Raw genomic sequence first — 26,920 nt, 5'->3', positions numbered from 1 at the left:
TCAGATCACCTCCGGGGCCAGCGAGATGATGCGCATGAATCGCTTGTCGCGCAGCTCGCGGGCCACCGGCCCGAAGATGCGGGTGCCACGGGGCTCGCCGCTCGTGCCGCCCAGGATGACAGCGGCATTCTCGTCGAACTTGATGTAGGAACCGTCCACCCGACGGTGCGACTTCACGGTGCGCACGACGACAGCCTTGACGACCTCGCCCTTCTTCACGTTGCCACCGGGGATGGCATCCTTCACGGCACACACAATGGTGTCGCCGAGCCCGGCGTAGCGACGCTTCGATCCACCGAGAACACGGATGCACAAGAGTTCCTTGGCACCAGTGTTGTCGGCGACCTTGAGCCGCGTCTCCTGCTGGATCATTTCTTCTCCTCTGCCCGACCGGTTCCCTGGGGTCACCCCCCAGGGCCTTGCCAGACTCGTTGTTGACCCCTGGATTTTGCCAGGGGGTGACTCGGCCCCACCAACGCGGATGACGCCGAGAAGTCCTTGCTACTTGGCCTTCTCCACGACCTGCACGAGACGCCAGCGCTTCGTGGCGGACAGCGGACGCGTCTCCATGATGCGTACCCGGTCGCCCTCGCCGGCCTCGTTGTTCTCGTCGTGGGCCTTGAGCCGCACATTCTTCGTCATGACCTTGCCGTAGAGGGCGTGCTTCACACGGTCCTCGACGACGACGACGATGGTCTTGTCCATCTTCGCCGACGCCACAACGCCCTCGCGGACCTTGCGGCCCGCGCGCTCGACGGTCTCTTCGGTCTGGCTCATGCCTCGACCTCTCCTTCACGATCCGGGTCGTCGACGATACCGAGGTTGCGCTCCTGGAGCACGGTGTAGATGCGCGCGATGTCCTTGCGGACCTCGCGCAGCCGTCCACTGTTCTCGAGCTGGCCGGTCGCGGCCTGGAAGCGCAACGCAAACAGCTCTTCCTTCAGCTCGACGACCTTGGCATTGAGCTCGGTGCGCGGCAGCCCGCGCAGTTCGGACGCGGCGACACTCTTGGTCTTTGCCATATCAGTTCTCACCTGATTCGCGCGAGATGATGCGTGCCTTGAAGGGCAGCTTGTGGATGGCCAGGCGCAACGCCTCGTGAGCGATGTCGTCGGTGACGCCGGACAGCTCGAAGAGCACCCGGCCTGGCTTGACGTTGACGACCCAGAACTCCGGAGAGCCCTTGCCCGAACCCATCCGGGACTCGGCCGGGTGCTTGGTCAGCGGACGGTCGGGGTAGACGTTGATCCACACCTTGCCGCCACGCTTGATGTAGCGGGTCATCGCGATACGGGCGGCCTCGATCTGACGGTTGGTCATATAGGCCGGCTGCAGCGCCTGGATTCCGTACTCGCCGAAGGCGAGCTCGGTGCCGCCCTTGGCCATGCCGCGACGAGTCGGATGGTGCTGCTTGCGGTATTTCACACGGCGAGGAATCAGCATGATTTCAGGCTCCTGTGTTCTCAGTGGCTGGCGTCTCCGCAGCGGCTGCGGGGGCGGCTGCGCGAGGTGCCTGCTCCCTTGCGGCGTCAGCACGGCGACGACCGCCGCGCTCACCACGATCGCTGCGCTCGGCGCGGCCAGGACGACGGTTCGGACGCTGACGGCCAGGAGCCGCCTGGCGAGCTGCCTTCTGGGCAGCGCGTTCAGCGCGGGTTCCGGTGACATCGCCCTTGTAGATCCACACCTTCACGCCGATCCGGCCGAAGGTGGTGCGGGCCTCGTAGAAGCCGTAGTCAATGTCCGCACGCAGCGTGTGCAGCGGAACCCGACCCTCGCGATAGCCCTCGGAACGGCTCATCTCGGCGCCACCCAGACGACCCGAGCACTTGATGCGAATTCCCTGGGCCCCGGAGCGGATGGCGGTCTGCTGAGCCTTGCGCATGGCGCGCCGGAAGGCAACGCGCGCACCGAGCTGCTCGGCAATGCCCTGGGCCACCAGCTGCGCGTCGGTCTCGGGCTCCTTGACCTCGAGGATGTTCAGCTGGATCTGCTTTCCGCTGAGCTTCTCCAGCTCGGTGCGCACCCGCTCCGCCTCGGCACCGTTGCGGCCGATGACGATGCCCGGACGAGCGGCGTAGAGGAAAATGGTCAAACGCTCACTGCGACGCTCGATCTCCACCGAGCTGATGCCGGCGCGCTCAAGGTTCTTGGTGAGCCAGGTGCGGATCTTGTCGTCCTCGTTCACGAGCTCGGCATACTGCTTCTCGGCATACCAGCGTGACTTGTGATCGGTGGTGACACCCAGGCGGAAGCCGTTCGGGTTGATCTTCTGTCCCACGCTCAGGCCTCCTTCTGGGTCTCAGTGTCGGTCGCGGTGTCCGCCGCGACCTTGGCGGTCTTGCTCGGTGCCGGTTTGGCCGGGCGGGGCTCCACCACAGCTGTGATGTGGCTGGAACGCTTGAGGATACGGCTGGCCGAGCCCTTCGCCCGAGGACGGATACGACGCATGGTCACACCCTCGTCCACGAAGATCTGGCTGACGTACAGATCGTCGGCACGCAGGTTCTCGGCATTCTCCGCGTTCGCCACCGCGCTCTCGACGACCTTGCGAACGGGCTCGCTGGCCGCTTGGGGTGCAAACCGCAGGGTCGCGATTGCCTGGTTGGCGTTCATCCCGCGCACCGTGTCCGCGACGCGGCGAACCTTCTGGGCACTCATCCGGACGTGACGCGCAATGGCGTACGAGCCAGGACGATCCCCGAGCAGGGCAAGGCGACGGCTGGGTCGCTCATTTGTGTTGCTCATCGAATTCATTCCTTCTCTGCCGCGTCTCAGCGCCGGCGGGCCTTCTTGTCGTCCTTCACATGGCCCCGGAAAGTGCGCGTTGGAGCGAACTCGCCGAGCTTGTGGCCGATCATGCCCTCGGTGACGAACACCGGGACGTGCTTACGACCGTCGTGCACCGCGATGGTGTGGCCGAGCATGTCGGGGGTCACCATCGAGCGCCGCGACCAGGTCTTGATGACGTTCTTGGTGCCGTTCTCGTTCTGCAGATCAACCTTCTTCTGCAGATGCTGGTCGACGAACGGACCCTTCTTCAAGCTGCGAGGCATATCTCCTGGCTCCCACTCAGCGCTTCTTGCCGGACTTGCGGCGACGGACGATCAGCTTGCTGCTGGCCTTCTTCTTGTTCCGGGTGCGCCCCTCAGGCTTGCCCCAGGGGCTCACAGGGTGACGTCCGCCGGATGTCCGGCCCTCGCCACCACCGTGCGGATGGTCGATCGGGTTCATCACGACACCGCGAACGGTCGGACGCACGCCCTTCCAGCGACCGCGACCCGCCTTGCCCCAGTTGATGTTGGAGTACTCGGCATTGCCGACGGCACCGATCGTCGCGCGGCAGCGCACGTCAACCATGCGCATCTCGCCCGAGGGCATGCGCAGCGTGGCGTACTTGCCCTCGCGGGCAACGAGCTGGATCACCGCACCGGCGCTTCGGCCCAGCTTTGCACCGCCGCCGGGACGCAGCTCCACGGCGTGCACCTGGGTGCCGACCGGGATGTTGCGCAAGGGAAGGTTGTTGCCGGGCTTGATGTCGGCCTCGGCGCCGGACTCGACGCGAGTGCCCTGGCCCAATCCGAGCGGAGCGATGATGTAGCGCTTCTCGCCGTCGGCGTAGTGCAGCAGCGCGATACGCGCAGTGCGGTTCGGGTCGTACTCGATGTGCGCGACTGTGGCCGGCACCCCGTCCTTGTCATAGCGCTTGAAGTCAACCCGGCGGTAGGCCTGCTTGTGTCCGCCGCCGATATGGCGCGTCGTGATGCGCCCGGAGTTGTTCCGCCCACCGGTCTTCGACTTCGGCGTGAGCAGTGACTTCTCAGGGGTCGACCTGGTCAGTTCTGCGAAGTCGGCAACGCTGGAGCCGCGGCGGCCCGGCGTTGTCGGCCTGTACTTACGAATAGCCATGAGGTTTCTTCGTTCCTTGTCTGCGCGTCAGCCCCAGGTCACTCGACCGGAGCATTCCCGAAAATGTCGATGTGGTCGTCCGGTGCCAGCGTGATGATCGCGCGTTTGGTGTCGGGACGCTTGCCCGTGCCGAACCGGGTCCGGCGCTTCTTGCCGGGCCGGTTGAGCGTATTGACGCTGAGCACCTTGACCCCGAAGACCGACTCCACCGCGTGGCGGATCTCGATCTTGTTGGCGTTCGGCGACACGATGAAGGTGTACTTGTTCTCGTCCAGCAGCCCGTAGCTCTTCTCGCTCACCACCGGCGCGATGAGTACGTCGTGCGGATCATGAATCTTGAAGTCGCTCACTTCGCGTCCTCCTGTGCGGCCTGCGACGACAGCTCGGTGCCATCGGCCTTGACGGACTTGCCCTTGGCGGCGCCGGCAACGAAGGCGTCGAGCGCTGCCTTGCTGAACACCACGGCGTCGGCAAGCAGCACGTCATAGGTGTTGAGCTGGTCATAGCCGACCACGTGCACACCCGGAAGGTTGCGCAGGCTCAGCCAGCTGGTGGTCTCCTCGCGCTGGAGCACGACGATCACGCGGCGGTAGTCGCCCAGCGCGGCAATGACCGCTCTGGCTGCCTTCGTGCTGGGCTGCGCACCGGGCACGAACTCCTCGACCACATGCAGACGACCCTCACGAGCCCGGTCGGACAGCGCACCACGCAGCGCGGCGACGACCATCTTCTTGGGAGTGCGCTGGTTGTAGCTGCGCGGCGTCGGCCCATGGCTGATACCGCCGCCGGTCCACTGCGGGGCGCGGGTCGAGCCCTGGCGGGCGCGGCCAGTGCCCTTCTGGCGCCACGGCTTCTTGCCGCCGCCGGAAACCTCGGCACGGGTCTTCGTGGAATGAGTGCCCTGACGTGCCGCCGCGAGCTGCGCGGTGACAACCTGGTGCATGAGAGGAATATTGGCCTGCACGTCGAACAGGGCACCCGGCAGCTGTGCGCTGCCGGTCTTCTTGCCCGTCGCATCGACGACATCGACGACATCGACCGTCGTGTTCTCGTTCACTTGGCATCACCCTTCTTGGCGGCGGAACGCACGATGACGAGCCCGCCCTTGTTCCCGGGGATTGCGCCGCGCACGAGGATGAGACCACGCTCGGCGTCGATGCGCGCCACCTGGAGGTTCTGCACGGTCTTGCGCACATTGCCCATCCGGCCGGCCATCCGCAGACCCTTGAAGACGTGACCGGGAGTCGAGCAGGCACCGATGCCGCCGGGCGAACGGTGCTTGCGGTGCACGCCGTGACTGGCGCGCAGGCCCTTGAAGCCGTGTCGCTTGACCACGCCCGCGGTGCCCTTGCCCTTCATGACACCGGTGACGTCGACGACGTCATCGGCCGAGAAGGTATCGACATCGAGCTCCTGACCCAGCGTGTACTCGCTGGCATTGGCGGTACGGATCTCCACCAGGTACTTGCGGGGGGTCACCCCGGCCCGCTCGAACTGGCCCGCAGCCGGCTTGGTGACGGACTTGGCGCGGACGGCGCCGAAGCCGAGCTGGACAGCCGAGTAGCCGTCGGAATCCGGGGTGCGCACCTGCGTCACGACGCAGGGCCCCGCCTGGATCACTGTCACGGGGATGAGGCGATTGTTCTCGTCCCAGACCTGGGTCATGCCGAGCTTTGTGCCCAACAGGCCCTTCACTGTGCGTTCGGTAGTCATGTTCTACGGCCTCACGGAAGCTTGATTTCGATGTCAACACCGGCTGGAAGATCGAGACGCATGAGCGAATCGACCGTCTTCGGCGTCGGGTCGAGGATGTCGATGAGCCGCTTGTGGGTACGCATCTCGAAGTGCTCGCGGCTGTCCTTGTACTTGTGGGGCGAACGAATGACGCACCACACGTTCTTCTCGGTCGGCAACGGCACTGGGCCGGCGACCTTTGCACCCGTCCGAGTGACAGTGTCGACGATCTTGCGCGCCGACGAGTCAATGACCTCATGGTCATAGGCACGGAGCCTGATGCGGATCTTCTGTCCCGCCACGGTTGTTCCCCATATCGCTCAGCTCCACCGGACAAGCCGGTGTCGCGTTCGTCTTGCTCCACCGGACAAGCCGGTGTCGCGTTCCCTTGGCTCCACCGGACAAGCCGGTGTCGCGTTCGTCTTGCTCCACCGGACAAGCCGGTGTCGCGTTCGTCTTGCTCCACCGGACAAGCCGGTGTCGCGTCCCCTCGGCTCATCCAGCGAACTGGCCGAGCCTCTGAGTAGAGGAAATTGAATCGAAAACGCACCGTTTCCGCCACTATTTCCCCTTGTCAAAGTCACATTGCCCGGTACCCGAGGTCGGGCGTGTCGCGGGCCGTTCAGCACAACACGCACCTCTTCGCGTGTGGCTGTGGACTCACAACCAGATTCCCGCATGCAGCCGAAACCGCATCCGGTGAATCCACCCGTCGCCGAGTGACCCACTCACAACCCCGCAGCCCCGACCGGTGTGTGCCGCAAGGCCACCCGCGGTCGCCCGAGGGTTAGAGTGCATCTCTTCCCGAAGACACGCGCCGGCCGTGACGAGAAGGACCCTGGACGAACCAGATCCGGCTCCATCGCGCGCAAACGCCCGTACCCCGGGGAGCAACTTGTCTATGCTCCCACGTCGAGGCCATCCTGACAAATCCACGCGGGGTTCAATCCGCCTCGGTCGGCTGCACGCCCGCCAGGCTCACAGCTGCTTCGCCAGCGCGTCGATCCGGGCGAGCACCGAGGCCCGCCCCAAGATCTCGCAGGTCTCGAACAGCGGGGGGCTCACCTTTCGCCCGCTCGTGGCGACCCGCAGCGGCGTGAACGCCACCCGCGGCTTGATGCCCATCTCGTCGACCAGTCTCGTCCGCAGGCCGGCCTCGATGTGCCGGGCATCGAAGGGCTGCGTCTCGGCGATCACCTGCCGTGAGGCGGCCAGCAATTCCGCTGCGTTGTCGCGCAGCTGCGCCCGGGCGACATCCTCGAGGGCAACCGCGTCATCGGGGACGGTGAGAAAGTCCAGCTGGGCCCAGGCATCCGACAACTTCACGAGCCGCGGCTTGATCATGGCCGCCGATCGGCGGATCAGCTGCGCCCAGCTGGGCGAGGGGTTCTCGCCCCACTGCCCGCTGGCAGTGATGAACTCGACAAGGCGCTCCCCCAGCTGCTCGTCGGAGAGCTGCCGGACGTAGTAGCCGTTGAGCCAGTCGAGCTTCTTCGTGTCGAAGACCGGGCCCACCGTGTTCACCCGCGACCACTCGAATCCGTCGACGAAGTCCTGGAAGCTCTCGACCTCCTGGTCACCAGCCACTGGCGGGTAGGCCAGCAGCTGGAGGAAGTTCCGCAATGCCTCGGGAAGATAGCCCTGCTCCTTGAACCACATGAGCCTCGCCGCCGGGTTCTTGCGTTTGCTGATCTTCGAGTGATCGGTATTGCGCAGCAGAGGCATGTGCGCAAAGGCCGGCAGCTCCCATCCGAGCCACCTGTACAGCAGCAGATGCTTGGGTGTCGAACTGATCCATTCTTCGCCGCGGACCACGGTATTGATGCCCATGAGGTGGTCGTCCACGACCACCGCCAGATGATAGGTCGGGAACCCGTCCGCCTTGAGAATCACCTGGTCGTCGGGGAACGGGGCCCTCACCTCGCCGCGCACCAGGTCCTGGAAACTCAAGGGGGCGTCGTCGGGAATGAGCATCCGCACCACCGGGGTCGGGCTGAATCCCGGCAGCTTCGCTCTCTCCTGCTCGGTCATTCCCAGGCAGAGCCGGTCGTAGCGGGTGTCTTGCTTGTGTTCTGCCTTCTCGGCACGCATCGCCGCGAGTCGCTCGGGGCTGCACCAGCAGCGGTAGGCATGGCCGTCGGCAATGAGCTGCTCGACGACAGGACGATATGCGTCCAGGCGCTCCGACTGGCGGTAGGGGCCATAGGGGCCGCCCAGCTCCGGAGACTCGTCTGGGCCTAGGCCCAGCCACTCCAGCGTTTCGCTGATCTGCTGCTCGCTGCCCTCGACCAGCCGGTTGCGGTCGGTGTCCTCCACCCGCAGCACGAAGCTGCCGCCGGTCTTCGCCGCCCAGGCCTTGTCGAAGAGGGCCATGTACGCGGTGCCGACATGAGGATCACCGGTCGGAGAAGGAGCGACGCGAGTGCGAGCAGGTGTGGTCATAGTGCTGCCGAGTCTAGTGAACGACCCGAGGTCCGCCGAACGAGCAGATCAGCCACGCTGGTGCCGGTAGCGCAGCCAGGGCCCGGCCGCGCGCACCGGCGCATACCCACACCTCTCGAGCACCGCCACAGACGCGACATTGTCCGGCTCGACCTCGGCCAGTACGGTCTCGCAGCCGTGACAATGTGCCCATGACGTGAGTGCATCAAGGGCCTCGGATGCGTATCCGCGATGCCTGGCCGAGGGCGCCAGCCCATAGGCCACTTCGGCCGCGCCGCGCTCGTCGGGCGGGGTGTGGAAGCCGATGTCGCCGATCACCAGCCCATCGCTGCTGCGCACGATGAGATACATGCCGAAACCGGGCACCCAGTTGTCCACCTCGATGCTCTGGCGCAACAGCCTCGCCGCGGCGCTCGTATCGGCATGGGGATAGCCGGGCGCGCACGGCAGGGGGCAGCCGCCGGCGGCCAAGGTCTCGGCTTGCGCCGGATCGACGCTGAGCAGGATCAGCCTGGCAGTGGTCAGCCTCACCCGGCCCGGTGCGTCATTGGTGAGTGGATGGCGGTCCATCCCTCCATGGTGCTCCGCACGGAAGGGTTGGGAGCCCCCTTGTGTTCACGGACCGTGAAACGCTGGCCCCGGTCGCTCACAACGCGCGAGGCCCTTCGCCCGAGACCATAGAATCCGCGGGTCGGGTCATCTGCCGATCACCGCGGAGCCTGCCCGACACAGGCCCATATTTCCTGGAGCACCGCCATGTCCCTCAAGACCCCCACCAACGAACCGGCAAGGAACCTCTCGGCCGCGCCGTCCTCCGCTGCCCCGCCGCCCCCGCATGTCAGCACGCTGGGGCCTCTGCTTCTCGTCAGCCTGGCGCTCCTCTCGGCAGCGGCACCGCTGGGCACCGACATGTATCTCGCGAGCATGGTCCAGCTGGCCCAGGACCTCCACACCTCAGCCTCCGCGGCTCAGCTCACCCTGTCGGCGTTCATGATCGGCATGGGGCTGGGTCAGCTGATCATCGGCCCCATCTCCGACAGCATCGGGCGGCGCAGGCCGCTGGTCATAGGCAGTGTCTGCTTCCTGATCTCCTCGGTGTGCGTAGCCCTGGCGCCCAATATCGAGCTTCTCATCGCGCTGCGATTCGTGATGGGTCTGGCCGGCGGCACTGGCGTGGTGCTGGCACGCGCTGTCGTCGCCGATCTGGCAGATGCGAATGGCGCAGCGAAGGCCTACGCGCTGCTCATGGCCATCCAGGGACTGGCACCGGTCATCGCGCCGGTGCTCGGCGGTGTGCTGAGCGGCCCGATCGGATGGCGGGGAATCTTCGCAGTGCTGGCCATCTTCAACGCGTTCATGGCCCTGGCGGCCATCTTCGTCGTTCCCGAGTCGCTGCCGGCCTCCAAGCGCAATGGTGCCGGTGTCTCCCAGGTCTGGCATGACCTCTCGGCGATGCTCGGCAATCTCCGGTTCATCGGCTACGGGATCATCTTCGCGGTGGGCTTCGGAGTGATGTTCGCCTACATCTCGGCCTCGCCGTTCGTTCTGCAGGGCGAATACGGGCTGAGCAAGATCAACTACTCGCTGGCGTTCGCGGGCAATGCCGTCCTCATGGCCATCGTCGCCGCCGCCTCAGCGCGGCTTGTCGAGCACTTCCAGATCCGGCACCTCATGCTCGTGGGACTCGGACTCATGACGCTCGGCACGGCGGGACTGGTGATCGCCAGTCTGCTCGGCACGACCCCCTTGGGCCTGGTGATAGGCCTGCTCGCGCTGACGCTGGCGGGGATCTCGCTGTCCTCGGGCAACGCCACCGCCCTTGCCATCTCGGCGCTGTCAGGACGAGCTGCTGGCACCGGCTCGGGCCTGCTCGGGGCGGCGCAGTTCCTGGTGGCTGCAGTCGTCTCGCCCCTGGTGGGGCTCGGTCATCGCCCGGTGGTGTCGATGGCGCTCGTCATGGCCGGCTGCCTGGCCATCACCCTCGCGGTGGGGTTGCCTCTGAGTCGCTCGTCACGCGGAGCAGCAACGCCTCAACAGGCCCGGGAGGTCTGAGGGCGCGGTGGCCCGGGCCAGGCCCGCGGCCACCGTATCGGCGGGCTCAGCGCAGCAGCGTGATGCCGTAGCGCACGAAGACCATCATGGCCAGCACGAACAGGAACGAGCCGGTGATGATCCAGTCGTTTCCGGCGGAGACGAACCAGCGCAGCCCTGCGGGGGCGGGGATCACTCGATCACGCACATTGAGCCGGGTAAGACCCGCCCACACCAGCGTTGTCGTCAGGGTGATGAGCAGGCACCACGGGCACAGCGCATGGATGACGAAATAGGACTGCACGAACAGCCACAGGGCAAACAGCAGGCCAACCGTGTAGAGCGCCTGGACGCCCAGCATGTACCAGCGCGGGAAGCGCACACCCGAGAGGATGGCCACCGACACCGCCAGTACGACGGCCTCGAAGAAGATGCCGAGGAAGGCGTTGGGGAAGCCGAGAACTCGGGCCTGCCAGGTGTTGGCGACTGTGGTGCAGGAGATCACCGAATTCACATCGCAGCGCAGCTGGAGGCCCGGGTTGGAGGCCAGCTGCCACGCCTCGATCGACAGCACGAACGATGTGTAGAGACCCAGCAGACCACTGATCACCATCTCGATCGCGGTCCTGGATCGCCATGACTGCGGTGCCGGTTGCAGCAGCTCCACATCGATCTCGTCGTCGTCTTCGGGTGTCGCGGATGTCTGCACTTCGGTCATGGCCTTCCCTCGGCTGTGGGCAACTGTGATTCCTCGCCGCGATTCTCGACCGCTCAGGCGCAGTTCGCCGGGCCAACGAATATCGCTGCGTGCGGGTACCGCCTGCGCGATTCCCCAGATGGCGCCAAGGCTACCCTCAGCGGCTGGAAATCCGGGCGCTGCCCCGGCCAGGCGCTATCGAGACGCCCAAGGGGCCTGGGAGGACAGACAGCTCACCGCAAGGAGCCTGGGACGACAGAAGGCCCGCCCCGAGGGGCGGGCCTTCTGTGCGGCTGCGGATGATCAGACCCGCAGGAGCGGGCTCACTTGTCGATCTTGGTCACGCGACCTGCGCCGACGGTGTGGCCACCCTCGCGGATGGCGAACTTCAGTCCGACCTCCATGGCGATCGGCTTCTGCAGGTGCACCGTCATGTCGGTGTTGTCACCGGGCATGCACATCTCGACACCCTCGGGCAGCTCGACCGTGCCGGTCACGTCGGTGGTGCGGAAGTAGAACTGCGGGCTGTAGTGGCTGAAGAACGGCTTGTGACGGCCGCCCTCCTCCTTCGTCAGCACGTACACATTGCTCTCGAAGTCGGTGTGGGGGGTGGTGGTGCCCGGCTTGGTCACGACCATGCCGCGCTCCACGTCCTCCTTCTTGGTGCCACGCAGCAGCAGACCCACATTGTCGCCGGCCTGACCCTCGTCGAGGATCTTGCGGAACATCTCGACACCGGTAACCGTCGTGGTCTGGGTGTCGCCCAAGCCGACGAGCTCGACGGTCTCACCGGTCTTGATGATGCCGCGCTCGACACGACCGGTGACCACGGTGCCACGCCCGGTGATCGTGAAGACGTCCTCGACGGGCATGAGGAAGGGCTTCGCGGTGTCACGCTCGGGCTGGGGAATGTACTCGTCGACGGCATCCATGAGCTTGATGATGGCTTCGCCCCACTCGGCATCGCCCTCGAGGGCCTTCAGCGCCGAGACCCGGACCACGGGACAGTTGTCGCCGTCGAACTCCTGGCCCGAGAGCAGCTCGCGGGTCTCCATCTCGACGAGCTCGATGAGCTCCTCGTCGTCGACCATGTCGCACTTGTTGAGGGCGACGACGATCGCGGGGACGCCGACCTGGCGGGCCAGCAGAACGTGCTCATGAGTCTGGGGCATGGGGCCGTCGGTGGCTGCCACCACGAGGATCGCGCCGTCCATCTGGGCGGCGCCGGTGATCATGTTCTTCACGTAGTCGGCGTGTCCGGGGCAGTCGACGTGCGCGTAGTGGCGCTTCTCGGTCTGGTACTCGACGTGCGCGATGGAGATCGTGATGCCGCGCTGGCGCTCCTCGGGAGCCTTGTCGATCTGATCGAACGCCTCGAACGAGTTCCACTGCGGGTACTTGTCAGCAAGCACCTTGGTGATCGCCGCGGTGAGCGTGGTCTTGCCGTGGTCGATGTGTCCGATGGTGCCGATGTTGCAGTGCGGCTTCGTCCGCTCGAAATGGGCCTTTGCCACTGGGGCTCCTTCTGAAAGTCGCGTCACGCTGGCTTGCGGGACGCCTGTTGGTTGCTGCGAGGGGCCTCGCAGCTGGTCTTTTCATGTGTGAATGCCGTGCCGGCCTTGCCGGGCACCATGAAGCATGGGCCTGCACCCATGAACCTTTGCAATTCTGGTCCACCGGCGAACGAGAGTCAAACGACGCCGGACCGGACCGGGGGCGCGCCGACATCCGCTGACGCGCCCCCGATGATCACTCCGTGCCGCGTGCCTTGGCGATGATCTCTTCGGCAATCGACTTGGGAACCTCGGCGTAGGAATCGAATTCCATCGTGTACGAGGCCTGCCCGGAGGTCTTGGAACGCAGGTCGCCGACATAGCCGAACATCTCGGACAGCGGGACGAGTGCTCGCACGACCTTGTTGCCGTGCTCCTCGACCATTTCGCGGATATGCCCGCGCCGGCCGTTGAGGTCACCGATGACGGTACCGAGGTAGTCCTCGGGCGTGGTCACCTCGACGGCCATCATCGGCTCGAGCAGGGCCGGATCGGCCCGACGGGCAGCTTCCTTGTAGACCATCGACCCGGCGATCTTGAAGGCCAGCTCGGAGGAATCGACCTCGTGGTAGGCGCCGTCGGTCAGGGTGACCTTGATGTCCTCGACGGGATAGCCGGCCAGCACGCCGAACTGCATGGCCTCCTGGATACCGGCGTCGACGGCAGGGATGTATTCCTTGGGGATCCGCCCGCCGGTCACCGCATTGACGAACTCGTAGCCGCTGCCGGGAGCAGTCGGCTCCAGATCGATGACCACCCGGCCGTACTGACCCGAACCACCCGACTGCTTCTTGTGGGTGTACTCGACACCCTTGACTGCCCGGCGCAAGGTCTCACGGTAGGCCACCTGCGGAACACCGATATTGGCTTCCACGTGGAATTCCCGCTTCATCCGGTCGATGAAGACATCCAGGTGCAACTCACCCATGCCAGCGATGATCGTCTGGCCGGTCTCCTCGTCGGTGTGCACCTGGAAGGTGGGATCCTCCTCGGCCAGCCGCTGGATCGCGATGCCCAGCTTCTCCTGATCGGCCTTCGACTTCGGCTCGATGGCCTGCTCGATGACCGGATTCGGGAAGGTCATGGACTCCAGCACGACCGGCTTGCTGGGGTCGCACAGCGTGTCGCCCGTACCGGTGTCCTTGAGCCCCATCACGGCACAGATCATGCCGGCAGGCATCTCGTCGACCTCTTGGCGCTTGTTGGCGTGCATCTGGTAGATCTTGCCGATGCGCTCCTTCTTGTCCTTGGTCGAGTTCAGCACCTGGCCGCCGGACTTCAGGACGCCCGAGTAGACCCGCACGAAGGTCAGCCGGCCCAGATGGGGATCGGAGGCGATCTTGAAGACCAGGGCCGACAGCGGCTCGTCGCGGTCGGGATGGCGATCGATCTCCACGGACTCGTCCCCGGGCTTGAAGCCGACGATGGCGGGCACGTCGAGGGGGCTCGGCAGGTAGTCGACGATGGCGTCGAGCAGCGGCTGCACGCCCTTGTTCTTGAATGAGGTGCCGCAGGTGACTGCGGTGAAGGCACTGCTCAGGACGCCGCGGCGGATCGCTGCCTTGAGGTCTTCCTTGGTCCAGTCCTCGCCGCCGAGATACATCTCCATGAACTCGTCGTCGTTCTCGGCGACCGTCTCGACCATCTCGGCGCGGGCGGCCTGGGCGGCTTCCGCGAGGTCCTCGGGAATCTCCTCGACCGTGTAGTGCTCACCGAGCTCGGTCTCGCCACGCCACACCTTCGCGTGCATCTCGACGAGATCGACGATGCCGATGAAGTTGTGTTCGGCGCCGATCGGCAGCTGGAGGAGCACGGGAATGGCGTGCAGACGCTCGCGGATGGTCTTGATGCACCAATCGAAGGATGCTCCAGTGCGATCGAGCTTGTTGATGTAGCAGATGCGCGGCACGTTGTACTTGCTCGCCTGGCGCCACACCGTCATCGACTGTGGCTCGACGCCCGCAACGCCGTCGAAGACCGCGACCGCACCGTCGAGCACGCGCAGCGAACGCTCCACCTCGACGGTGAAGTCGACGTGACCCGGCGTATCGATGATGTTGATCTGGTAGTTGTTCCAGAAGCAGGTGGTGGCAGCCGAGGTGATGGTGATGCCGCGTTCCTGTTCCTGCTCCATCCAGTCCATGGTGGCAGCACCGTCGTGCACTTCGCCGATCTTGTGGTTGATGCCGGTGTAGTACAGGATTCGCTCGGTCGTCGTCGTCTTGCCGGCGTCGATGTGAGCCATGATGCCGATGTTGCGCACCTTGGCCAGGTCGGTCTGGAGGTCGAGGGCCACGGTATTCCTACCTCTGTTTCTTGGTGTGATGAGGGGTTTCTGCCCCGGGACAGGGCAGCGCCCCCGCCATTGCGGCGGGGGCCTGCGGAAAGCTCTACCAGCGGTAATGGGCGAACGCGCGGTTCGCCTCGGCCATACGATGGGTGTCCTCGCGCTTCTTGACCGATGCCCCGAGGCCATTGCTGGCGTCGAGGATCTCGTTCTGCAGGCGCTCAGCCATCGTCTTCTCGCGGCGGGCCCGCGCGAAGCTCACGAGCCAGCGCATCGCCAGCGTATTGGAGCGGTGCGGCTTGACCTCGACAGGCACCTGATAGGTGGCGCCACCGACGCGGCGTGAACGCACCTCGACGGCTGGCTTCACATTGTCGAGCGCCTTCTTGAGGGTCTGGACCGGGTCGATACCGGTCTTCTCGCGAGCGCCCTCGAGCGCCGAGTACACGATGGCCTGCGCAGTCGTCTTCTTGCCGTCGAGAAGGATCTTGCTCACGAGCTGGCTCACGAGCGGTGACTCGTAGACCGGGTCGATGATGACCGGGCGCTTCTGGGCTGGTCCCTTGCGAGGCATTACTTCTCCTTCTTCGCGCCGTAGCGGCTGCGCGCCTGCTTGCGACCCTTGACGGCCTGGGTGTCGAGAGCGCCGCGGATGATCTTGTAGCGCACGCCGGGCAGATCCTTCACTCGGCCGCCACGCACCAGCACCATGGAGTGCTCCTGGAGGTTGTGCCCGATCCCGGGGATATAGGCCGTTACCTCGATGCCGGAACTCAGGCGGACACGCGCCACCTTGCGCAGAGCCGAGTTCGGCTTCTTCGGGGTGGTGGTGTACACGCGCGTGCACACGCCGCGGCGCTGGGGCGAGCCCTTCAACGCCGGCGTCTTGGTCTTGCTGACCTTGTCAGTGCGGCCCTTGCGGACCAGCTGCTGGATGGTAGGCACCTGCTGGTATCTCTTTCGTTGTCGAGAGTGATTCTCCTGATGGTGCAACTCCCCCACCACCTGAACGCTCCACCCAGCAACTGGCAGGTGTTCGAAGGACGATGGGTCGTTGCCGCACGATTCCTGGAGCCGCCTGGCCTCCTGTGCAACGTCAGGATTCCGACCGGGAGGGCACGCGCTTTCATCCGGGCAAACCGAACCAAGAAGCGAGCTTAGTCGACACTGCCCCGCTGGTCAAAAAGACCGGGCGGAACAGGATCGGCCGCGACTCGTCCACGGCTCCTCGCGAGGCAGCGCACCGCTACCCCGCCTGGGTGGCGGTGCGGCACACGCTGGCGTGCCGCACCGCCACTATCGCGGAATTCAGCGCATGTCGCCGAAATCCATGTCGTCGAGCGGAACTGCCGATCCCGAGCCGGAGCCGAAATCGTAGTCGAAGGGGTCGTAGTTCATCTGGTAGGAATTCGCCTTCGCCTCGGCGGTCGGCTCCACCCGGATATTGCGGTAGCGATCCAGGCCCGTCCCGACCGGGATGAGCTTGCCGAGGATGACGTTCTCCTTGAGACCGACCAGGTGATCAGACCTGCCATGGATCGAGGCGTCGGTGAGCACCTTCGTCGTCTCCTGGAAGGACGCCGCACTGAGCCACGAATCGGTGGCCAACGATGCCTTGGTGATGCCCATGAGCACCGGACGGCCCTCAGCCGGACGCCCGCCTTCCTCGACCGCCTTGCGGTTCGAGGCCTCGTATCGCTGCCGGTCGACGAGCTCGCCGGGCATCATGTCGGTGTCGCCGGACTCAATGACAGTCACCCGGCGCAGCATCTGGCGGATCACGATCTCGATGTGCTTGTCGTGGATCGGGGAGCCCTGGGAGGCGTACACCTTCTGGACCTCCTGCACCAGGTGCTCCTGCACCTTGCGCACACCACGAACCCTCAGCACGTCCTGCGGATCGATCGTGCCACCGGTGAGCTGCTCGCCGACCTCTACGTGGGCTCCGTCGTAGATCGAATGCCGCACCCGATCGGAGTCCTCGAAGTCGAGGCGTGCGCGCCTGGGCAAGGCGTACTCGACGTCCTCGCCACCGTCGTCGCGGACGATCGTGAGCTTGCGCCCGCGCTCGGTCTCCTCGATCTTCACCCGGCCGTCCGCCTCGGCGATCGGGGCCTTGCCCTTGGGGGTACGGGCCTCGAAGAGCTCGACGACGCGCGGCAGGCCCTGGGTGATGTCATCGCCTGCCACACCGCCGGTGTGGAAGGTACGCATGGTCAGCTGGGTGCCGGGCTCGCCGATGGACTGGGCCGCCTGGATACCGACGGCCTCTCCCACCTCGACCGGCTTGCCGTTGGCGAGCGAGAGCCCGTAGCACTTCGCGCAGGCACCGGTGGTGGCCTCACAGGTGAGCACGGACCGCACCTTGAGGGTGGTCACCCCCGCGGCAATCGCCTTCTTCACCAGGGCCGGGTCCAGGTTCGAGCCGGCCTCGATCACCACATTGCCGTCGGCATCTGTGGCGTCGACGGCGGCAACCCGCCCATAGACCGAGGTGTCCAGCATCTTGCCCGGCACCGGGGTGCCGTCCGGACCCGCCGTCGCAATGGTCTTCACGAGCCCGCGCTCGGTGCCGCAGTCCTCCTCCCGGATGATGACGTCCTGGGAGACGTCGACCAGCCGGCGGGTCAGGTAGCCCGAATCCGCGGTACGCAGGGCGGTATCTGCCTGGCCCTTGCGGCCGCCGTGGGTGGAGATGAAGTACTCCAGAACCGTCAGGCCCTCACGGAAGTTGGACTTGATCGGGCGCTCGATGATCTCGCCCTTCGGGTTGGCCACCAGCCCTCGCATGGCGGCGATCTGGCGCATCTGGGTCATGTTCCCTCGTGCGCCCGAGTTCACCATCATGTAGATCGGGTTGGTCTTGGTGAAGTTCTTCTCCATCGCATCGGTCAGCTCGGCAGTGGCGTCGTTCCAGATCTGCACCAGCTCGCTGCGGCGCTCCTCCTCGGTCACGGCACCGCGGTCGTAGAGCTTGTCGATCTTGGCTGCCTTGGCCTCGTAGGTGGCCATGATCTCGGGCTTGTTCGGCGGCGTCTGCACGTCACCGATGGAGACCGTGACCCCCGAGCGGGTGCCCCACTTGAATCCCATGTCCTTGAGGTTGTCGAGGGTCTCGACCACCACCGGCCTCGGGTACTTGATCGCCAGGTCGTTGATGATCCTGGCCAGCTCCTTCTTGCCCACGTGGCTCTCGACGAAGGGATAGCTCTTGGGCAGCGCCTCGTTGAAGATGACCTTGCCCAAGGTGGTGTCCAGCAGGATCGTGCCGTCCTCCTTGAGCTTGCCGGCCTGGCTCTGCGGCGCGACGATGCCCTCAAGCCTGATGGTGCACTTGGCACGCAGGTCGAGCTCACCCATCGACTCGGCCATCAACGCCTCGGCCTCGGAGCTGAACGCCCGGCCCTCGCCCTTCAGACCGTCGAGGTCCTGGGTGAGGAAGTACATGCCGATGATCATCTCGTGGCTCGGCAGCGCAATCGGCTTGCCGTCGGCAGGCTTGAGGATGTTGTTCGAGCTGAGCATGAGGATGCGAGCCTCGGCCTGCGCCTCGGCGCTCAACGGCAGATGGACCGCCATCTGGTCGCCGTCGAAGTCGGCATTGAAGGCGGCACAGACGAGCGGGTGCAGCTGGATGGCCTTGCCCTCGATCAGCTGCGGCTCGAATGCCTGGATGCCCAGCCGGTGCAGGGTCGGCGCGCGGTTGAGCAGCACCGGATGCTCCTTGATGACCTCGTCGAGGACATCGAAGACCTGCGGGCGCTGGCGCTCGACCATCCGCTTGGCGCTCTTGATGTTGGGCGCGTAGTTGAGGTCGTACAGCCGCTTCATGACGAAGGGCTTGAACAACTCGAGAGCCATCTGCTTGGGCAGGCCGCACTGGTGCATCTTGAGCTGCGGCCCGACCACGATGACCGAACGACCCGAGTAGTCGACGCGCTTGCCGAGCAGGTTCTGACGGAACCGGCCCTGCTTGCCCTTGAGCATGTCGGACAACGACTTGAGCGGGCGATTGCCCGGACCGGTCACCGGACGGCCGCGGCGGCCGTTGTCGAACAGCGAGTCGACTGCTTCCTGGAGCATCCGCTTCTCGTTGTTCACGATGATCTCGGGAGCGCCGAGGTCCAGCAGTCGCTTGAGACGGTTGTTGCGGTTGATCACGCGACGGTACAGATCATTGAGATCGGAGGTCGCGAAGCGGCCACCGTCGAGTTGCACCATAGGGCGCAGATCCGGCGGGATGACCGGAACGGCGTCGAGCACCATGCCCATCGGCGAGTTGCCGGTCTCGAGGAAGGCCGAGACCACCTTGAGGCGCTTGAGAGCGCGAGTCTTGCGCTGGCCCTTACCGGTCTGGATGATCTCGCGCAGCCGCACGGACTCCTCGGCCAGGTCGAAGGTCTCCAGGCGGTGCTTGACGGCCTCGGCACCCATGAACCCATCGAAGTACTTGCCGAAGCGGTTCTTCATCTCGCGGTAGAGCACCTCGTCGCCCTCAAGGTCTTGCACCTTGAGGCCCTTGAAGCGGTCCCAGACGGCGTCGAGACGGTCCAGCTCGCGCTGGGCGCGGTCGCGGATCGTCTTGATCTCCTTCTCGCCGCCGGTCTGCACCTTCTTGCGCAGATCGGCCTTGGCGCCCTCCTCCTCGAGCTTGGCAAGGTCCTCTTCGAGCTTGGCCATGCGCTTGTCGATGTCGGAATCGCGACGCTTCTCGATGTGGCTGCGCTCGGCAGAGACCTTCGCCTCCAGGGAGGGCAGGTCGCGGCTTCGGGCGTCCGCATCGACCCTGGTGATCATATAGGCCGCGAAGTAGATGACCTTCTCGAGATCCTTCGGGGCGATGTCCAGCAGATAGCCCAGCCGGCTCGGGACACCCTTGAAGTACCAGATGTGGGTGACTGGGGCGGCCAGCTCGATGTGACCCATCCGTTCGCGCCGCACATTCGAGCGGGTGACCTCGACGCCGCAGCGCTCACAGACGATTCCCTTGAAGCGGACCCGCTTGTACTTGCCGCAGTAGCATTCCCAGTCGCGAGTCGGCCCGAAGATCTTCTCGCAGAACAGTCCGTCGCGCTCGGGCTTGAGCGTGCGGTAGTTGATCGTCTCGGGCTTCTTCACCTCTCCGTAGGACCACTCACGGATCTGGTCGGCGGTGGCGAGGCCGATCCGGAGTTCATCGTAGGTGTTGACGTCCAGCACGTTGCTTCTCTTTCCCCTGCTCCCAGCAGGCGGTCACAACAATTGGGGATCAGTGGTCGTGACGCCGGGCGGGACCCGGCGTCACGACAGGCAGGCGTCAGCCCTCGGACTCCAACTTGTAGGAATCTGCACCGGGACGACGCGACAGATCGATTCCCAGCTCCTCGACGGAGCGGTAGTCCTCTTCCGTATCGCGCAGATCGATGACATGTCCGTCGGTGCCCAGCACTTCGACGCTCAGGCACAAGGACTTCATCTCTTTGACAAGCACCTTGAAGCCCTCGGGGATACCGGGCTCGGGGATGTTCTCGCCCTTCACGATCGCCTCGTAGACCTTCACTCGGCCCGACACATCGTCGGACTTGATGGTGAGCATCTCCTGCAGGGCCCATGCGGCGCCGTAGGCCTCCAGCGCCCACACCTCCATCTCGCCGAACCGCTGGCCGCCGAATTGGGCCTTGCCGCCCAGCGGCTGCTGCGTGATCATCGAGTAGGGACCGGTGGAGCGGGCATGGATCTTGTCGTCGACCAGGTGGTGCAGCTTCAGCATGTACATATAGCCGACCCCGACCTTCTCCGGGAAGGGTTCGCCACTACGCCCGTCGAAGAGCACCGCCTTGCCGTCGCCGTCGACGACATGATTGCCGTCGCGGTTGGGCAGGCTGTTGGCCAGCAGGCCACCGATCTCTGCCTCGTCGGCACCGTCGAAGACCGGCGTGGCCAGGTGGGCGGCACCGTCGACATGCTGCAGGCCGACCTCGCGCAGACGCTGGGCCCAGGGCTCGTCGCACTCACCGAGATCCCAACCGGAATGGGCGATCCAGCCCAGGTGCATCTCGAGCACCTGCCCCAGGTTCATCCGGCTCGGCACGCCCAGCGGGTTGAGGATGATGTCGACGGGGGTGCCATCGGCCAGGAAGGGCATGTCCTCGATCGGCAGGATCTTCGAGATGACTCCCTTGTTGCCGTGGCGTCCGGCCAGCTTGTCGCCGATCTGCACCTTGCGCTTCTGCGCGACGTAGACGCGAACCATCTGGTTGACACCCGGCGGCAGCTCGTCGTTCTCCTCACGGTCGAAGATGCGCACGCCGATGACGGTGCCCTCTTCGCCATGCGGCACCTTCATCGAGGTGTCGCGCACCTCGCGGGCCTTCTCGCCGAAGATGGCGCGCAGCAGGCGCTCCTCGGGCGTGAGCTCGGTCTCGCCCTTCGGGGTGACCTTGCCGACCAGGATGTCGCCATTGCGCACCTCGGCGCCGATCCGGATGATGCCGCGCTCGTCGAGATTGGCGATCATGTCGTCGGAGACATTCGGGATGTCGCGGGTGATCTCCTCGGGTCCGAGCTTGGTGTCGCGGGCGTCGACCTCGTGCTCCTCGATGTGGATCGAGGTGAGGATGTCCTCGCTCACGATCCGCTGGGACAAGATGATGGCGTCCTCGTAGTTCAAGCCGTTCCACGGCATGAAGGCGCACAGCAGATTGCGGCCCAGGGCGAGCTCGCCGTCATCGGTGCAGGGCCCATCGGCAAGCGGGGTGCCGACCTCGACATGATCGCCCTCGTGGACGATCGGCCGCTGGTTGACGCAGGTGCCCGCATTGGAACGATGGAACTTCTCCAGCCGGAAGGTCTGGTAGGTGCCGTCATCGCACGCAACGTCGATGAGGTCGGCCGTGACACCGGTGACCGTTCCGGGCTTGGTGGCGCAGGTGACCTCGCCGACATCGACGGCCGTGCGGTACTCCATACCGGTGCCGACATAGGGGGCCTCGTTCTTCACGAGCGGCACGGCCTGCCGCTGCATGTTGGCGCCCATGAGGGCACGCGAGGAGTCGTCGTGCTCGAGGAAGGGGATCAACGCGGAACCCACCGACACCATCTGCCGGGGCGAGACGTCCATGTAGTCGACCTCGTCGGGCGGGACCAGGTCGACCTCGCCATGGCGGGTACGTACCAGGACGCGCTCCTCGGAGAAGGCGCCGTCCTCGCCGACCACGGCATTGGCCTGGGCGATGATGTGACGGTCCTCTTCGTCGGCGGTCAGGTAGTCGACGTCATCGGTCACGATGCCTCCGACGACCCTGCGATAGGGCGTCTCGATGAAGCCGAAGGCGTTGACCCGCGCGAAGGACGCGAGCTGGCCGATCAATCCGATATTGGGACCTTCAGGAGTCTCGATCGGGCACATCCGGCCGTAGTGGCTGGTGTGCACATCGCGCACCTCCATGCCCGCGCGATCACGGGACAACCCGCCGGGGCCGAGCGCCGACAGCCGGCGCTTGTGGGTCATCTCGGCCAGCGGGTTGTTCTGGTCCATGAACTGCGAGAGCTGGCTGGTTCCGAAGAACTCCTTGAGCGCCGCAGTGACCGGGCGGACGTTGATGAGCGTCTGCGGGGTGATCGCCTCGATGTCCTGGGTGGTCATCCGATCGCGCACGACCCTCTCCATGCGCCCCAGACCAGTACGCAGCTGGTTCTGGATGAGCTCGCCCACGGTGCGCACCCGGCGGTTGCCGAAGTGGTCGATGTCGTCGGGCTCGACGGGCAGGCCGTTGTCGAGCTCGGTCTTGCCCTCGTGCAGGGCACAGATGTAGTGGATGGCGGCGGTGATGTCGTCCATCGTGAGCACCTGCTGATCGAACGGCTTGTCCAGACCGAGCTTCTTGTTGATCTTGTGGCGCCCGACCTTGGCCAGGTCATAGCGCTTGGGGTTGAAGTAGTAATTCTCCAGAAGGGCCTGGGAGGCATCGCGGGCCGGCGGCTCGCCCGGACGCAGCTTGCGGTAAATGTCGAGCAGGGCCTCGTCCTGGGTGGTGACGTGGTCCTTCTCCATCGTCATCCGAATGGCGTCGTACTGGCCGAACTCGTTGAGGATCTGCTCCTCGGTCCAGCCGAGGGCCTTGAGCAGGACAGTGACGTTCTGCTTGCGTTTGCGGTCGAGACGCACGCCGACCAGATCGCGCTTGTCGATCTCGAACTCCAGCCAGGCGCCGCGGCTCGGGATCACCTTGCACGTGAAGATGTCCTTGTCGCTGGTCTTGTCGGGAGTCTGCTCGAAGTAGACGCCCGGGGAGCGCACCAGCTGGGAGACCACGACGCGCTCGGTGCCGGTGACGATGAAGGTGCCCTTGTCGGTCATGAGGGGGAAGTCCCCGACGAAGACCGTCTGACTCTTGATCTCGCCGGTGTCGTTGTTCATGAACTCGGCGGTCACGAACAGCGGGGCCGCGTAGGTGGCGTCGCGATCCTTGCACTCCTCAATGGTGTACTTCGGCTCCTCGAAGCGGTGGTCCCGGAAACTCAGGGACATCGTCTGGGAGAAGTCCTCGATCGGCGAGATCTCCTCGAAGATCTCCTCAAGCCCGGACTTCGTGTTGACGTCAGTCCGGCCCTGGGCAAGAGCCTCATCCACCTCGCGCTGCCAGACGTCGTTGCCGACGAGCCAGTTGAACGACTTGACCTGCAGATCCAGCAGGTTGGGGATTTCCAGGGGCTCCTTGATCTTGGCGAACGAGATCCTCCCTGTGGAGGAGATGACGTCGGTGTTCTTCAACGCATTGCGCGAGGCGGCCAAGGTGTGGTCCTTCCAAGAACTCGCAAAGGTTCTTTGCATGCAGAACGGCCCGTGTCAACACGGGTCGTCATTGTGGCGATAGGCAAACACCGACTCTACACGTTGTGCGCCGTGGATGCAAGCATGCGCAGCGCACAGCGACGAGCCCTTGACGGGCTCCGACGTTCAGCAACTGCGGCGTCGCTGTGGGGTCGAGACCACGGAGTCGATCATACGCAGGTCGTCCGGCTTGGCAACTCCGCACTCGGATCGCAGACGGGCCACCCGGCGCCCGGGACGCACGAGGGCGGGCCCCACGATCGTGGAACCCGCCCCCATGCGATTGCTTCAGGCAGTCGTCACTTCACGGTGACGGAGGCGCCGGCGGCCTCGAGCTTCTCCTTGGCAGCTGCAGCTGCCTCGGGGGTGACCTTCTCCAAGATGGCCTTGGGGGCTGCCTCGACGAGATCCTTGGCGTCCTTGAGGCCGAGGCTGGTGAGGGCGCGGACCTCCTTGATGACCTGGATCTTCTTGTCGCCTGCGGAGTCGAGGATGACATCCACCTCGGAGGGAGCTTCCTCCTCCTCGGCGGGGGCGGCACCGCCAGCAGCCGGAGCGGCCGCCACGGCGACCGGAGCGGCAGCCTTCACGTCGAAGGTCTCCTCGAAGGCCTTCACGAAATCGGACAGTTCGATGAGGGTCAGTTCCTTGAACTGGTCAAGGAGTTCTTCCTTGCTGAGCTTCGCCATGCTGGGCGTCCTTCCTAGTTGTTCGAGGCGTCTTCGTGCGACGCCGCGTCGGTCGACGCGGAGTCAGCCGCGTCCTCAGTGGCCTCGGCAGCATCGGCTGCTTCGGGTGCCGATTGCTCGGCGGTCTTGAGCTCCTGGTCGCCAGCAGCAGGGTTCCCTGCCCCGCCGATGACCGAGGGATCCTCGTTCGCCTTGGTCTCCAGAGCACCGAGCAGGCGGGCAGCCTGGCTCAGCGGGGCGGAGAACAGAGCCGCAGCATTGCTCAGCGAGGCCTTGAAGGCGCCGGCCAGCTTGGCGAGCAACACCTCACGCGACTCGAGGTCGGCGAGCTTCTTGACTGTTTCGGCGTCGAGGACCTTGCCGTCCAGGACACCGCCCTTGATGACCAGAAGCGGATTGTCCTTTGCGAAGTCCCTCAGTCCCTTGGCCACGGTGGCGACGTCACCGTTGATGAAGGCCACGGCCGTCGGCCCGGTGAGCTGCTCGTCGAGTCCTTCGACGCCAGCCTCCTTCGCGGCGATCCGGGTAAGAGTGTTCTTCGCAACGGCGTAGCTTGCGTCCTCACCGAGCGACCTGCGCAATTCCTTCAGGTTCTGCACGGTGAGCCCGCGGTACTCGGTCAGCACAGCTGCGTTGCTTGAGGAGAACTTCTCCTTGAGCGCGGCGATCGCGGCTGCCTTGTCTGGCCTCGCCATTGGGTCTCCTTCCCACTTCTCGTTCGTGCGAAGGCCACCGACGGCATGAAAAAACCCCGGCGCGCAGGGCCGGGGCAGACGCCGAGCATCGCTCGGCGAAACATCGGAACCTGCGCAGGCGCTCTGTCGAGCATTGAGGCAATGCCGCCAACGGTCTTCGGCTTGGGACAGCCTAGGCCCTCGGTGCCGGACAAACAAACCGGCCATCGCCCGCACCGGTGTCCGAGTGCGTGGGGCCGGGCCCCTCGGCCAGGCAGCCTCGGGTCCGAGCGCTCACGCCGGCTGTCGTCGTCCGGACATCGCCTGGCGGTAGAGCTGGCCGGCCCGGTAGCTGGAGCGCACCAGCGGACCGCTCATCACGCCGAGGAATCCCAGCTGCTGGGCCAGCTTCCCGAAGGCCACGAACTGGGCCGGTGTGACCCAGCGGTCGACGGGGCGCAGGAAGGAGTTGGGACGAAGGTACTGGGTAATGGTGACCAGCTCGGCACCGGTCGCGCGAATCTCGCGTAGTGCTTGCTCGATCTCCTCATCCGTCTCGCCCATGCCGAGAATGAGGTTGGATTTCGCGATCAGCCCGGCCTGGTGGGCCATCCTCAGCACGTCCAGGGAGCCCTGGTAGCTGAAGCCCGGCCGGATCTCGTGGAACAACCGCGGCACCGTCTCGACGTTGTGGCCGAAGACCTCCGGGCGCGCCTCGAAAACCTCGTCGAGCAACTCCGCCCGTCCCGAGAAGTCCTGGGCCAGCATTTCGACGCCGACCCCCGGATTCAGCGCATGGATCTGGCGGATCGTCTCTGCGCACAGCCAGGCGCCCTCGTCGGGCAGATCGTCACGGCACACCGAGGTGACCGTGGAGTAGCGCAGGCCCATCTGGTGCACCGAGCGGGCGACGCGCAGGGGCTCGGACCGGTCATAGCCCTGCGGCCGGGCGGATTCGATCTGGCAGAAGTCGCAGCGCCTGGTGCATCGATCGCCGCCGATGAGGAAGGTGGCTTCCCGCTCCTCCCAGCATTCGAAGATGTTCGGGCAGCCCGCCTCCTGGCAGACGGTGTGCAGCTTGCCTGTCACCATGCGCTCATGCATGTCCTGGTACTCGGGGCCGACGCTCAGCCGGGTCTTGAGCCACGCGGGGCGATCGTGGTCGATGGGGGTACGGGCATTGCGGGCCTCGATGCGCAGCAGGCGGCGAGGCGGGATCTGGGGGCTCACAGCTGAACCACCTTCGGCGTCGTGGTGGGGGCATCTGTCAGCAGGCTGCCGGACCGGGACGGTGCACCGGTCGCGGTGCGATGGTGGAAGGCCAGGTGGGCTCGCCGTTCGATGTCGGGCGACATCGCGTAGGGCGCGAAGCTCAACAACTGCGCGAGATGGGGGTAGAGCTGATCGGCGACGGCGCCCAGCGAGGGTGCGCGCCCCGACTCACGCTCGATCGAGGTGACGTCGGCGTCCTCGAGGCCGCAGGGCACGATGTTGTCGAAGAAGCCGAACTCCGGATTCACATTGAGGGCGAACCCGTGCATGGTGGTCTGGTGGGCGCACCGCACTCCGATGGCGCAGATCTTGCGTTCGGGCCCGGTGCCGTCGGAGGCCAGCCATACGCCTGTTCGCCCAGGCACGCGCCCAGTGCGGATCCCATAGTCGCGCAGCGTCCGGATGACGGCCTCCTCGACCCGCCGAACGTAGTCGACCACACCGACGCCGCGCTGCAGGAAGACGATGGGGTAGCCGACGAGCTGCCCTGGACCGTGCCAGGTGATCTTGCCGCCGCGGTCCACGTCGATGACCGGGCGTCCGTCGAAGGGCCTTTCCTCGGGCTGGGTCTGCCTTCCGGCGGTATAGGTGGACTCGTGTTGGACGAACAGCACGCGGTTGCAGATCTCGTGGTGCGCCACCCGCTGCAGCAGTTCCCGCTGGCGTCCCCAGCCGGTCCGGTAGTCGTAGAGTCCGCCCTCGGCGGCATCGAGGCAGTGCCTTTCCTGGCTCTTCATAGATGAGGGTGTAGGGCATGTCGCGCGGTCGGGTGGCGCGTCGGTGTGGGGGGAGGGGTCGAGGTCTTCCGAGGATGGAGGTT

General features: G+C 65.4%; 26 protein-coding genes. 1 reads left to right on the top strand and 25 read right to left on the bottom strand.

Features of this window, described 5'->3' with window-relative positions; translation table 11 throughout:
• The 14 genes from rplN to BMX93_RS06500 form a co-directional block, all read right to left on the bottom strand.
• Positions 1-372, bottom strand: coding sequence for a 50S ribosomal protein L14 (rplN, locus tag BMX93_RS06565; RefSeq protein WP_091969270.1), 372 nt, complete (start codon positions 370-372; stop codon positions 1-3).
• Between the two features lie 129 nt (positions 373-501).
• A complete protein-coding gene (rpsQ, locus tag BMX93_RS06560; protein WP_091969268.1) occupies positions 502-777 on the bottom strand; it encodes a 30S ribosomal protein S17 in 276 nt (91 codons plus the stop codon).
• Positions 774-1,022: a 50S ribosomal protein L29 gene (gene rpmC / locus BMX93_RS06555; protein WP_091969266.1), complete on the bottom strand. Its 249-nt coding sequence runs from the start codon at positions 1,020-1,022 to the stop codon at positions 774-776. Before rpmC ends, rpsQ begins: the two co-directional genes overlap by 4 nt.
• 1 nt (position 1,023) lies before the next feature.
• Positions 1,024-1,443 carry a 50S ribosomal protein L16 gene (gene rplP / locus BMX93_RS06550; protein WP_091969264.1) on the bottom strand — a complete coding sequence of 140 codons (420 nt, stop codon included), beginning with the start codon at positions 1,441-1,443 and terminating at the stop codon, positions 1,024-1,026.
• 4 nt (positions 1,444-1,447) lie between these two features.
• Complete coding sequence (gene rpsC, locus BMX93_RS06545) at positions 1,448-2,281, bottom strand: 30S ribosomal protein S3 (RefSeq protein ID WP_091969262.1); 834 nt, start codon at positions 2,279-2,281, stop codon at positions 1,448-1,450.
• A gap of 2 nt (positions 2,282-2,283) precedes the next feature.
• Positions 2,284-2,748, bottom strand: coding sequence for a 50S ribosomal protein L22 (gene rplV, locus BMX93_RS06540; RefSeq protein WP_091969260.1), 465 nt, complete (start codon positions 2,746-2,748; stop codon positions 2,284-2,286).
• Positions 2,749-2,774: 26 nt separating this feature from the next.
• Positions 2,775-3,056 carry a 30S ribosomal protein S19 gene (gene rpsS / locus BMX93_RS06535; RefSeq protein ID WP_091969258.1) on the bottom strand — a complete coding sequence of 94 codons (282 nt, stop codon included), beginning with the start codon at positions 3,054-3,056 and terminating at the stop codon, positions 2,775-2,777.
• Positions 3,057-3,072: 16 nt separating this feature from the next.
• Positions 3,073-3,909 carry a 50S ribosomal protein L2 gene (rplB, locus tag BMX93_RS06530; protein ID WP_091969256.1) on the bottom strand — a complete coding sequence of 279 codons (837 nt, stop codon included), beginning with the start codon at positions 3,907-3,909 and terminating at the stop codon, positions 3,073-3,075.
• Positions 3,910-3,947: 38 nt separating this feature from the next.
• Entirely contained in the window at positions 3,948-4,259 is a 312-nt protein-coding gene (rplW, locus tag BMX93_RS06525) for a 50S ribosomal protein L23 (protein WP_177170101.1), read from the bottom strand.
• Entirely contained in the window at positions 4,256-4,966 is a 711-nt protein-coding gene (rplD, locus tag BMX93_RS06520) for a 50S ribosomal protein L4 (RefSeq protein WP_091969254.1), read from the bottom strand. The genes rplW and rplD overlap by 4 nt, the downstream gene beginning before the upstream one ends.
• Positions 4,963-5,622: a 50S ribosomal protein L3 gene (rplC, locus tag BMX93_RS06515; protein ID WP_091969252.1), complete on the bottom strand. Its 660-nt coding sequence runs from the start codon at positions 5,620-5,622 to the stop codon at positions 4,963-4,965. The genes rplD and rplC overlap by 4 nt, the downstream gene beginning before the upstream one ends.
• Before the next feature lie 11 nt (positions 5,623-5,633).
• Complete coding sequence (gene rpsJ, locus BMX93_RS06510; RefSeq protein WP_016668002.1) at positions 5,634-5,945, bottom strand: 30S ribosomal protein S10; 312 nt, start codon at positions 5,943-5,945, stop codon at positions 5,634-5,636.
• Positions 5,946-6,621: 676 nt separating this feature from the next.
• Positions 6,622-8,016, bottom strand: coding sequence for a glutamate--tRNA ligase (gltX, locus tag BMX93_RS06505; RefSeq protein ID WP_245725773.1), 1,395 nt, complete (start codon positions 8,014-8,016; stop codon positions 6,622-6,624).
• A 117-nt stretch (positions 8,017-8,133) separates the two neighbouring features.
• Positions 8,134-8,655: a GNAT family N-acetyltransferase gene (locus tag BMX93_RS06500; protein WP_091969247.1), complete on the bottom strand. Its 522-nt coding sequence runs from the start codon at positions 8,653-8,655 to the stop codon at positions 8,134-8,136.
• Between the two features lie 186 nt (positions 8,656-8,841).
• Here BMX93_RS06500 and BMX93_RS06495 point away from each other — a divergent pair, with 186 nt between their 5' ends.
• Positions 8,842-10,137, top strand: a complete 1,296-nt coding sequence (locus BMX93_RS06495; protein WP_091969245.1) for a multidrug effflux MFS transporter — start codon at positions 8,842-8,844, stop codon at positions 10,135-10,137.
• A gap of 46 nt (positions 10,138-10,183) precedes the next feature.
• On the opposite strand, the gene BMX93_RS06490 is transcribed toward BMX93_RS06495, so the two are convergent.
• The 11 genes from BMX93_RS06490 to lipB all read right to left on the bottom strand — a co-directional run bounded on the left by BMX93_RS06490 (position 10,184) and on the right by lipB (position 26,837).
• Positions 10,184-10,834, bottom strand: coding sequence for a vitamin K epoxide reductase family protein (locus BMX93_RS06490; RefSeq protein WP_091969243.1), 651 nt, complete (start codon positions 10,832-10,834; stop codon positions 10,184-10,186).
• Positions 10,835-11,136: 302 nt separating this feature from the next.
• On the bottom strand, positions 11,137-12,327 hold the full coding sequence (tuf, locus tag BMX93_RS06485; protein ID WP_091969242.1) for an elongation factor Tu: 1,191 nt from the start codon (positions 12,325-12,327) through the stop codon (positions 11,137-11,139).
• Positions 12,328-12,562: 235 nt separating this feature from the next.
• Positions 12,563-14,662, bottom strand: coding sequence for an elongation factor G (gene fusA, locus BMX93_RS06480; RefSeq protein ID WP_091969240.1), 2,100 nt, complete (start codon positions 14,660-14,662; stop codon positions 12,563-12,565).
• A gap of 94 nt (positions 14,663-14,756) precedes the next feature.
• Positions 14,757-15,227 (bottom strand): 30S ribosomal protein S7, encoded by a 471-nt coding sequence (gene rpsG, locus BMX93_RS06475; RefSeq protein ID WP_091969239.1) that lies wholly within the window; start codon positions 15,225-15,227, stop codon positions 14,757-14,759.
• Positions 15,227-15,598 (bottom strand): 30S ribosomal protein S12, encoded by a 372-nt coding sequence (rpsL, locus tag BMX93_RS06470; protein ID WP_091969237.1) that lies wholly within the window; start codon positions 15,596-15,598, stop codon positions 15,227-15,229. Before rpsL ends, rpsG begins: the two co-directional genes overlap by 1 nt.
• 363 nt (positions 15,599-15,961) lie before the next feature.
• On the bottom strand, positions 15,962-19,852 hold the full coding sequence (locus tag BMX93_RS06465; protein ID WP_091969235.1) for a DNA-directed RNA polymerase subunit beta': 3,891 nt from the start codon (positions 19,850-19,852) through the stop codon (positions 15,962-15,964).
• Between the two features lie 97 nt (positions 19,853-19,949).
• On the bottom strand, positions 19,950-23,426 hold the full coding sequence (rpoB, locus tag BMX93_RS06460) for a DNA-directed RNA polymerase subunit beta (RefSeq protein ID WP_177170100.1): 3,477 nt from the start codon (positions 23,424-23,426) through the stop codon (positions 19,950-19,952).
• A gap of 338 nt (positions 23,427-23,764) precedes the next feature.
• Positions 23,765-24,154 (bottom strand): 50S ribosomal protein L7/L12, encoded by a 390-nt coding sequence (gene rplL, locus BMX93_RS06455; protein ID WP_091969230.1) that lies wholly within the window; start codon positions 24,152-24,154, stop codon positions 23,765-23,767.
• Positions 24,155-24,168: 14 nt separating this feature from the next.
• Positions 24,169-24,849 (bottom strand): 50S ribosomal protein L10, encoded by a 681-nt coding sequence (rplJ, locus tag BMX93_RS06450; RefSeq protein WP_091969228.1) that lies wholly within the window; start codon positions 24,847-24,849, stop codon positions 24,169-24,171.
• Positions 24,850-25,122: 273 nt separating this feature from the next.
• Positions 25,123-26,058, bottom strand: coding sequence for a lipoyl synthase (locus BMX93_RS06445; protein ID WP_245725767.1), 936 nt, complete (start codon positions 26,056-26,058; stop codon positions 25,123-25,125).
• Entirely contained in the window at positions 26,055-26,837 is a 783-nt protein-coding gene (gene lipB, locus BMX93_RS06440; RefSeq protein WP_091969227.1) for a lipoyl(octanoyl) transferase LipB, read from the bottom strand. Before lipB ends, BMX93_RS06445 begins: the two co-directional genes overlap by 4 nt.
• Between the last annotated feature and the right edge of the window lie 83 nt (positions 26,838-26,920).

Origin of the sequence: Propionibacterium cyclohexanicum (assembly GCF_900111365.1) — a bacterium.
In the GTDB taxonomy this organism is placed as follows: Bacteria; Actinomycetota; Actinomycetes; order Propionibacteriales; family Propionibacteriaceae; genus Propionibacterium; species Propionibacterium cyclohexanicum.
The sequence above is the reverse complement of the archived record's forward strand: the minus strand, read 5'-3'. Positions and strand labels throughout refer to the sequence as shown.

Excerpts from the sequence above, each read along its gene's own strand:
- rplN (WP_091969270.1), bottom strand. The coding sequence starts at position 372 with ATGATCCAGCAGGAGACGCGGCTCAAGGTCGCCGACAACACTGGTGCC.
- rpsQ (WP_091969268.1), bottom strand. The coding sequence starts at position 777 with ATGAGCCAGACCGAAGAGACCGTCGAGCGCGCGGGCCGCAAGGTCCGC.
- rpmC (WP_091969266.1), bottom strand. The coding sequence starts at position 1,022 with ATGGCAAAGACCAAGAGTGTCGCCGCGTCCGAACTGCGCGGGCTGCCG.
- rplP (WP_091969264.1), bottom strand. The coding sequence starts at position 1,443 with ATGCTGATTCCTCGCCGTGTGAAATACCGCAAGCAGCACCATCCGACT.
- rplV (WP_091969260.1), bottom strand. The coding sequence starts at position 2,748 with ATGAGCAACACAAATGAGCGACCCAGCCGTCGCCTTGCCCTGCTCGGG.
- rpsS (WP_091969258.1), bottom strand. The coding sequence starts at position 3,056 with ATGCCTCGCAGCTTGAAGAAGGGTCCGTTCGTCGACCAGCATCTGCAG.
- rplB (WP_091969256.1), bottom strand. The coding sequence starts at position 3,909 with ATGGCTATTCGTAAGTACAGGCCGACAACGCCGGGCCGCCGCGGCTCC.
- rplC (WP_091969252.1), bottom strand. The coding sequence starts at position 5,622 with ATGACTACCGAACGCACAGTGAAGGGCCTGTTGGGCACAAAGCTCGGC.
- gltX (WP_245725773.1), bottom strand. The coding sequence starts at position 8,016 with ATGGCCCTCTTCGACAAGGCCTGGGCGGCGAAGACCGGCGGCAGCTTC.
- BMX93_RS06500 (WP_091969247.1), bottom strand. The coding sequence starts at position 8,655 with ATGGACCGCCATCCACTCACCAATGACGCACCGGGCCGGGTGAGGCTG.
- BMX93_RS06495 (WP_091969245.1), top strand. The coding sequence starts at position 8,842 with ATGTCCCTCAAGACCCCCACCAACGAACCGGCAAGGAACCTCTCGGCC.
- BMX93_RS06490 (WP_091969243.1), bottom strand. The coding sequence starts at position 10,834 with ATGACCGAAGTGCAGACATCCGCGACACCCGAAGACGACGACGAGATC.
- rpsG (WP_091969239.1), bottom strand. The coding sequence starts at position 15,227 with ATGCCTCGCAAGGGACCAGCCCAGAAGCGCCCGGTCATCATCGACCCG.
- rplL (WP_091969230.1), bottom strand. The coding sequence starts at position 24,154 with ATGGCGAAGCTCAGCAAGGAAGAACTCCTTGACCAGTTCAAGGAACTG.
- rplJ (WP_091969228.1), bottom strand. The coding sequence starts at position 24,849 with ATGGCGAGGCCAGACAAGGCAGCCGCGATCGCCGCGCTCAAGGAGAAG.
- lipB (WP_091969227.1), bottom strand. The coding sequence starts at position 26,837 with ATGAAGAGCCAGGAAAGGCACTGCCTCGATGCCGCCGAGGGCGGACTC.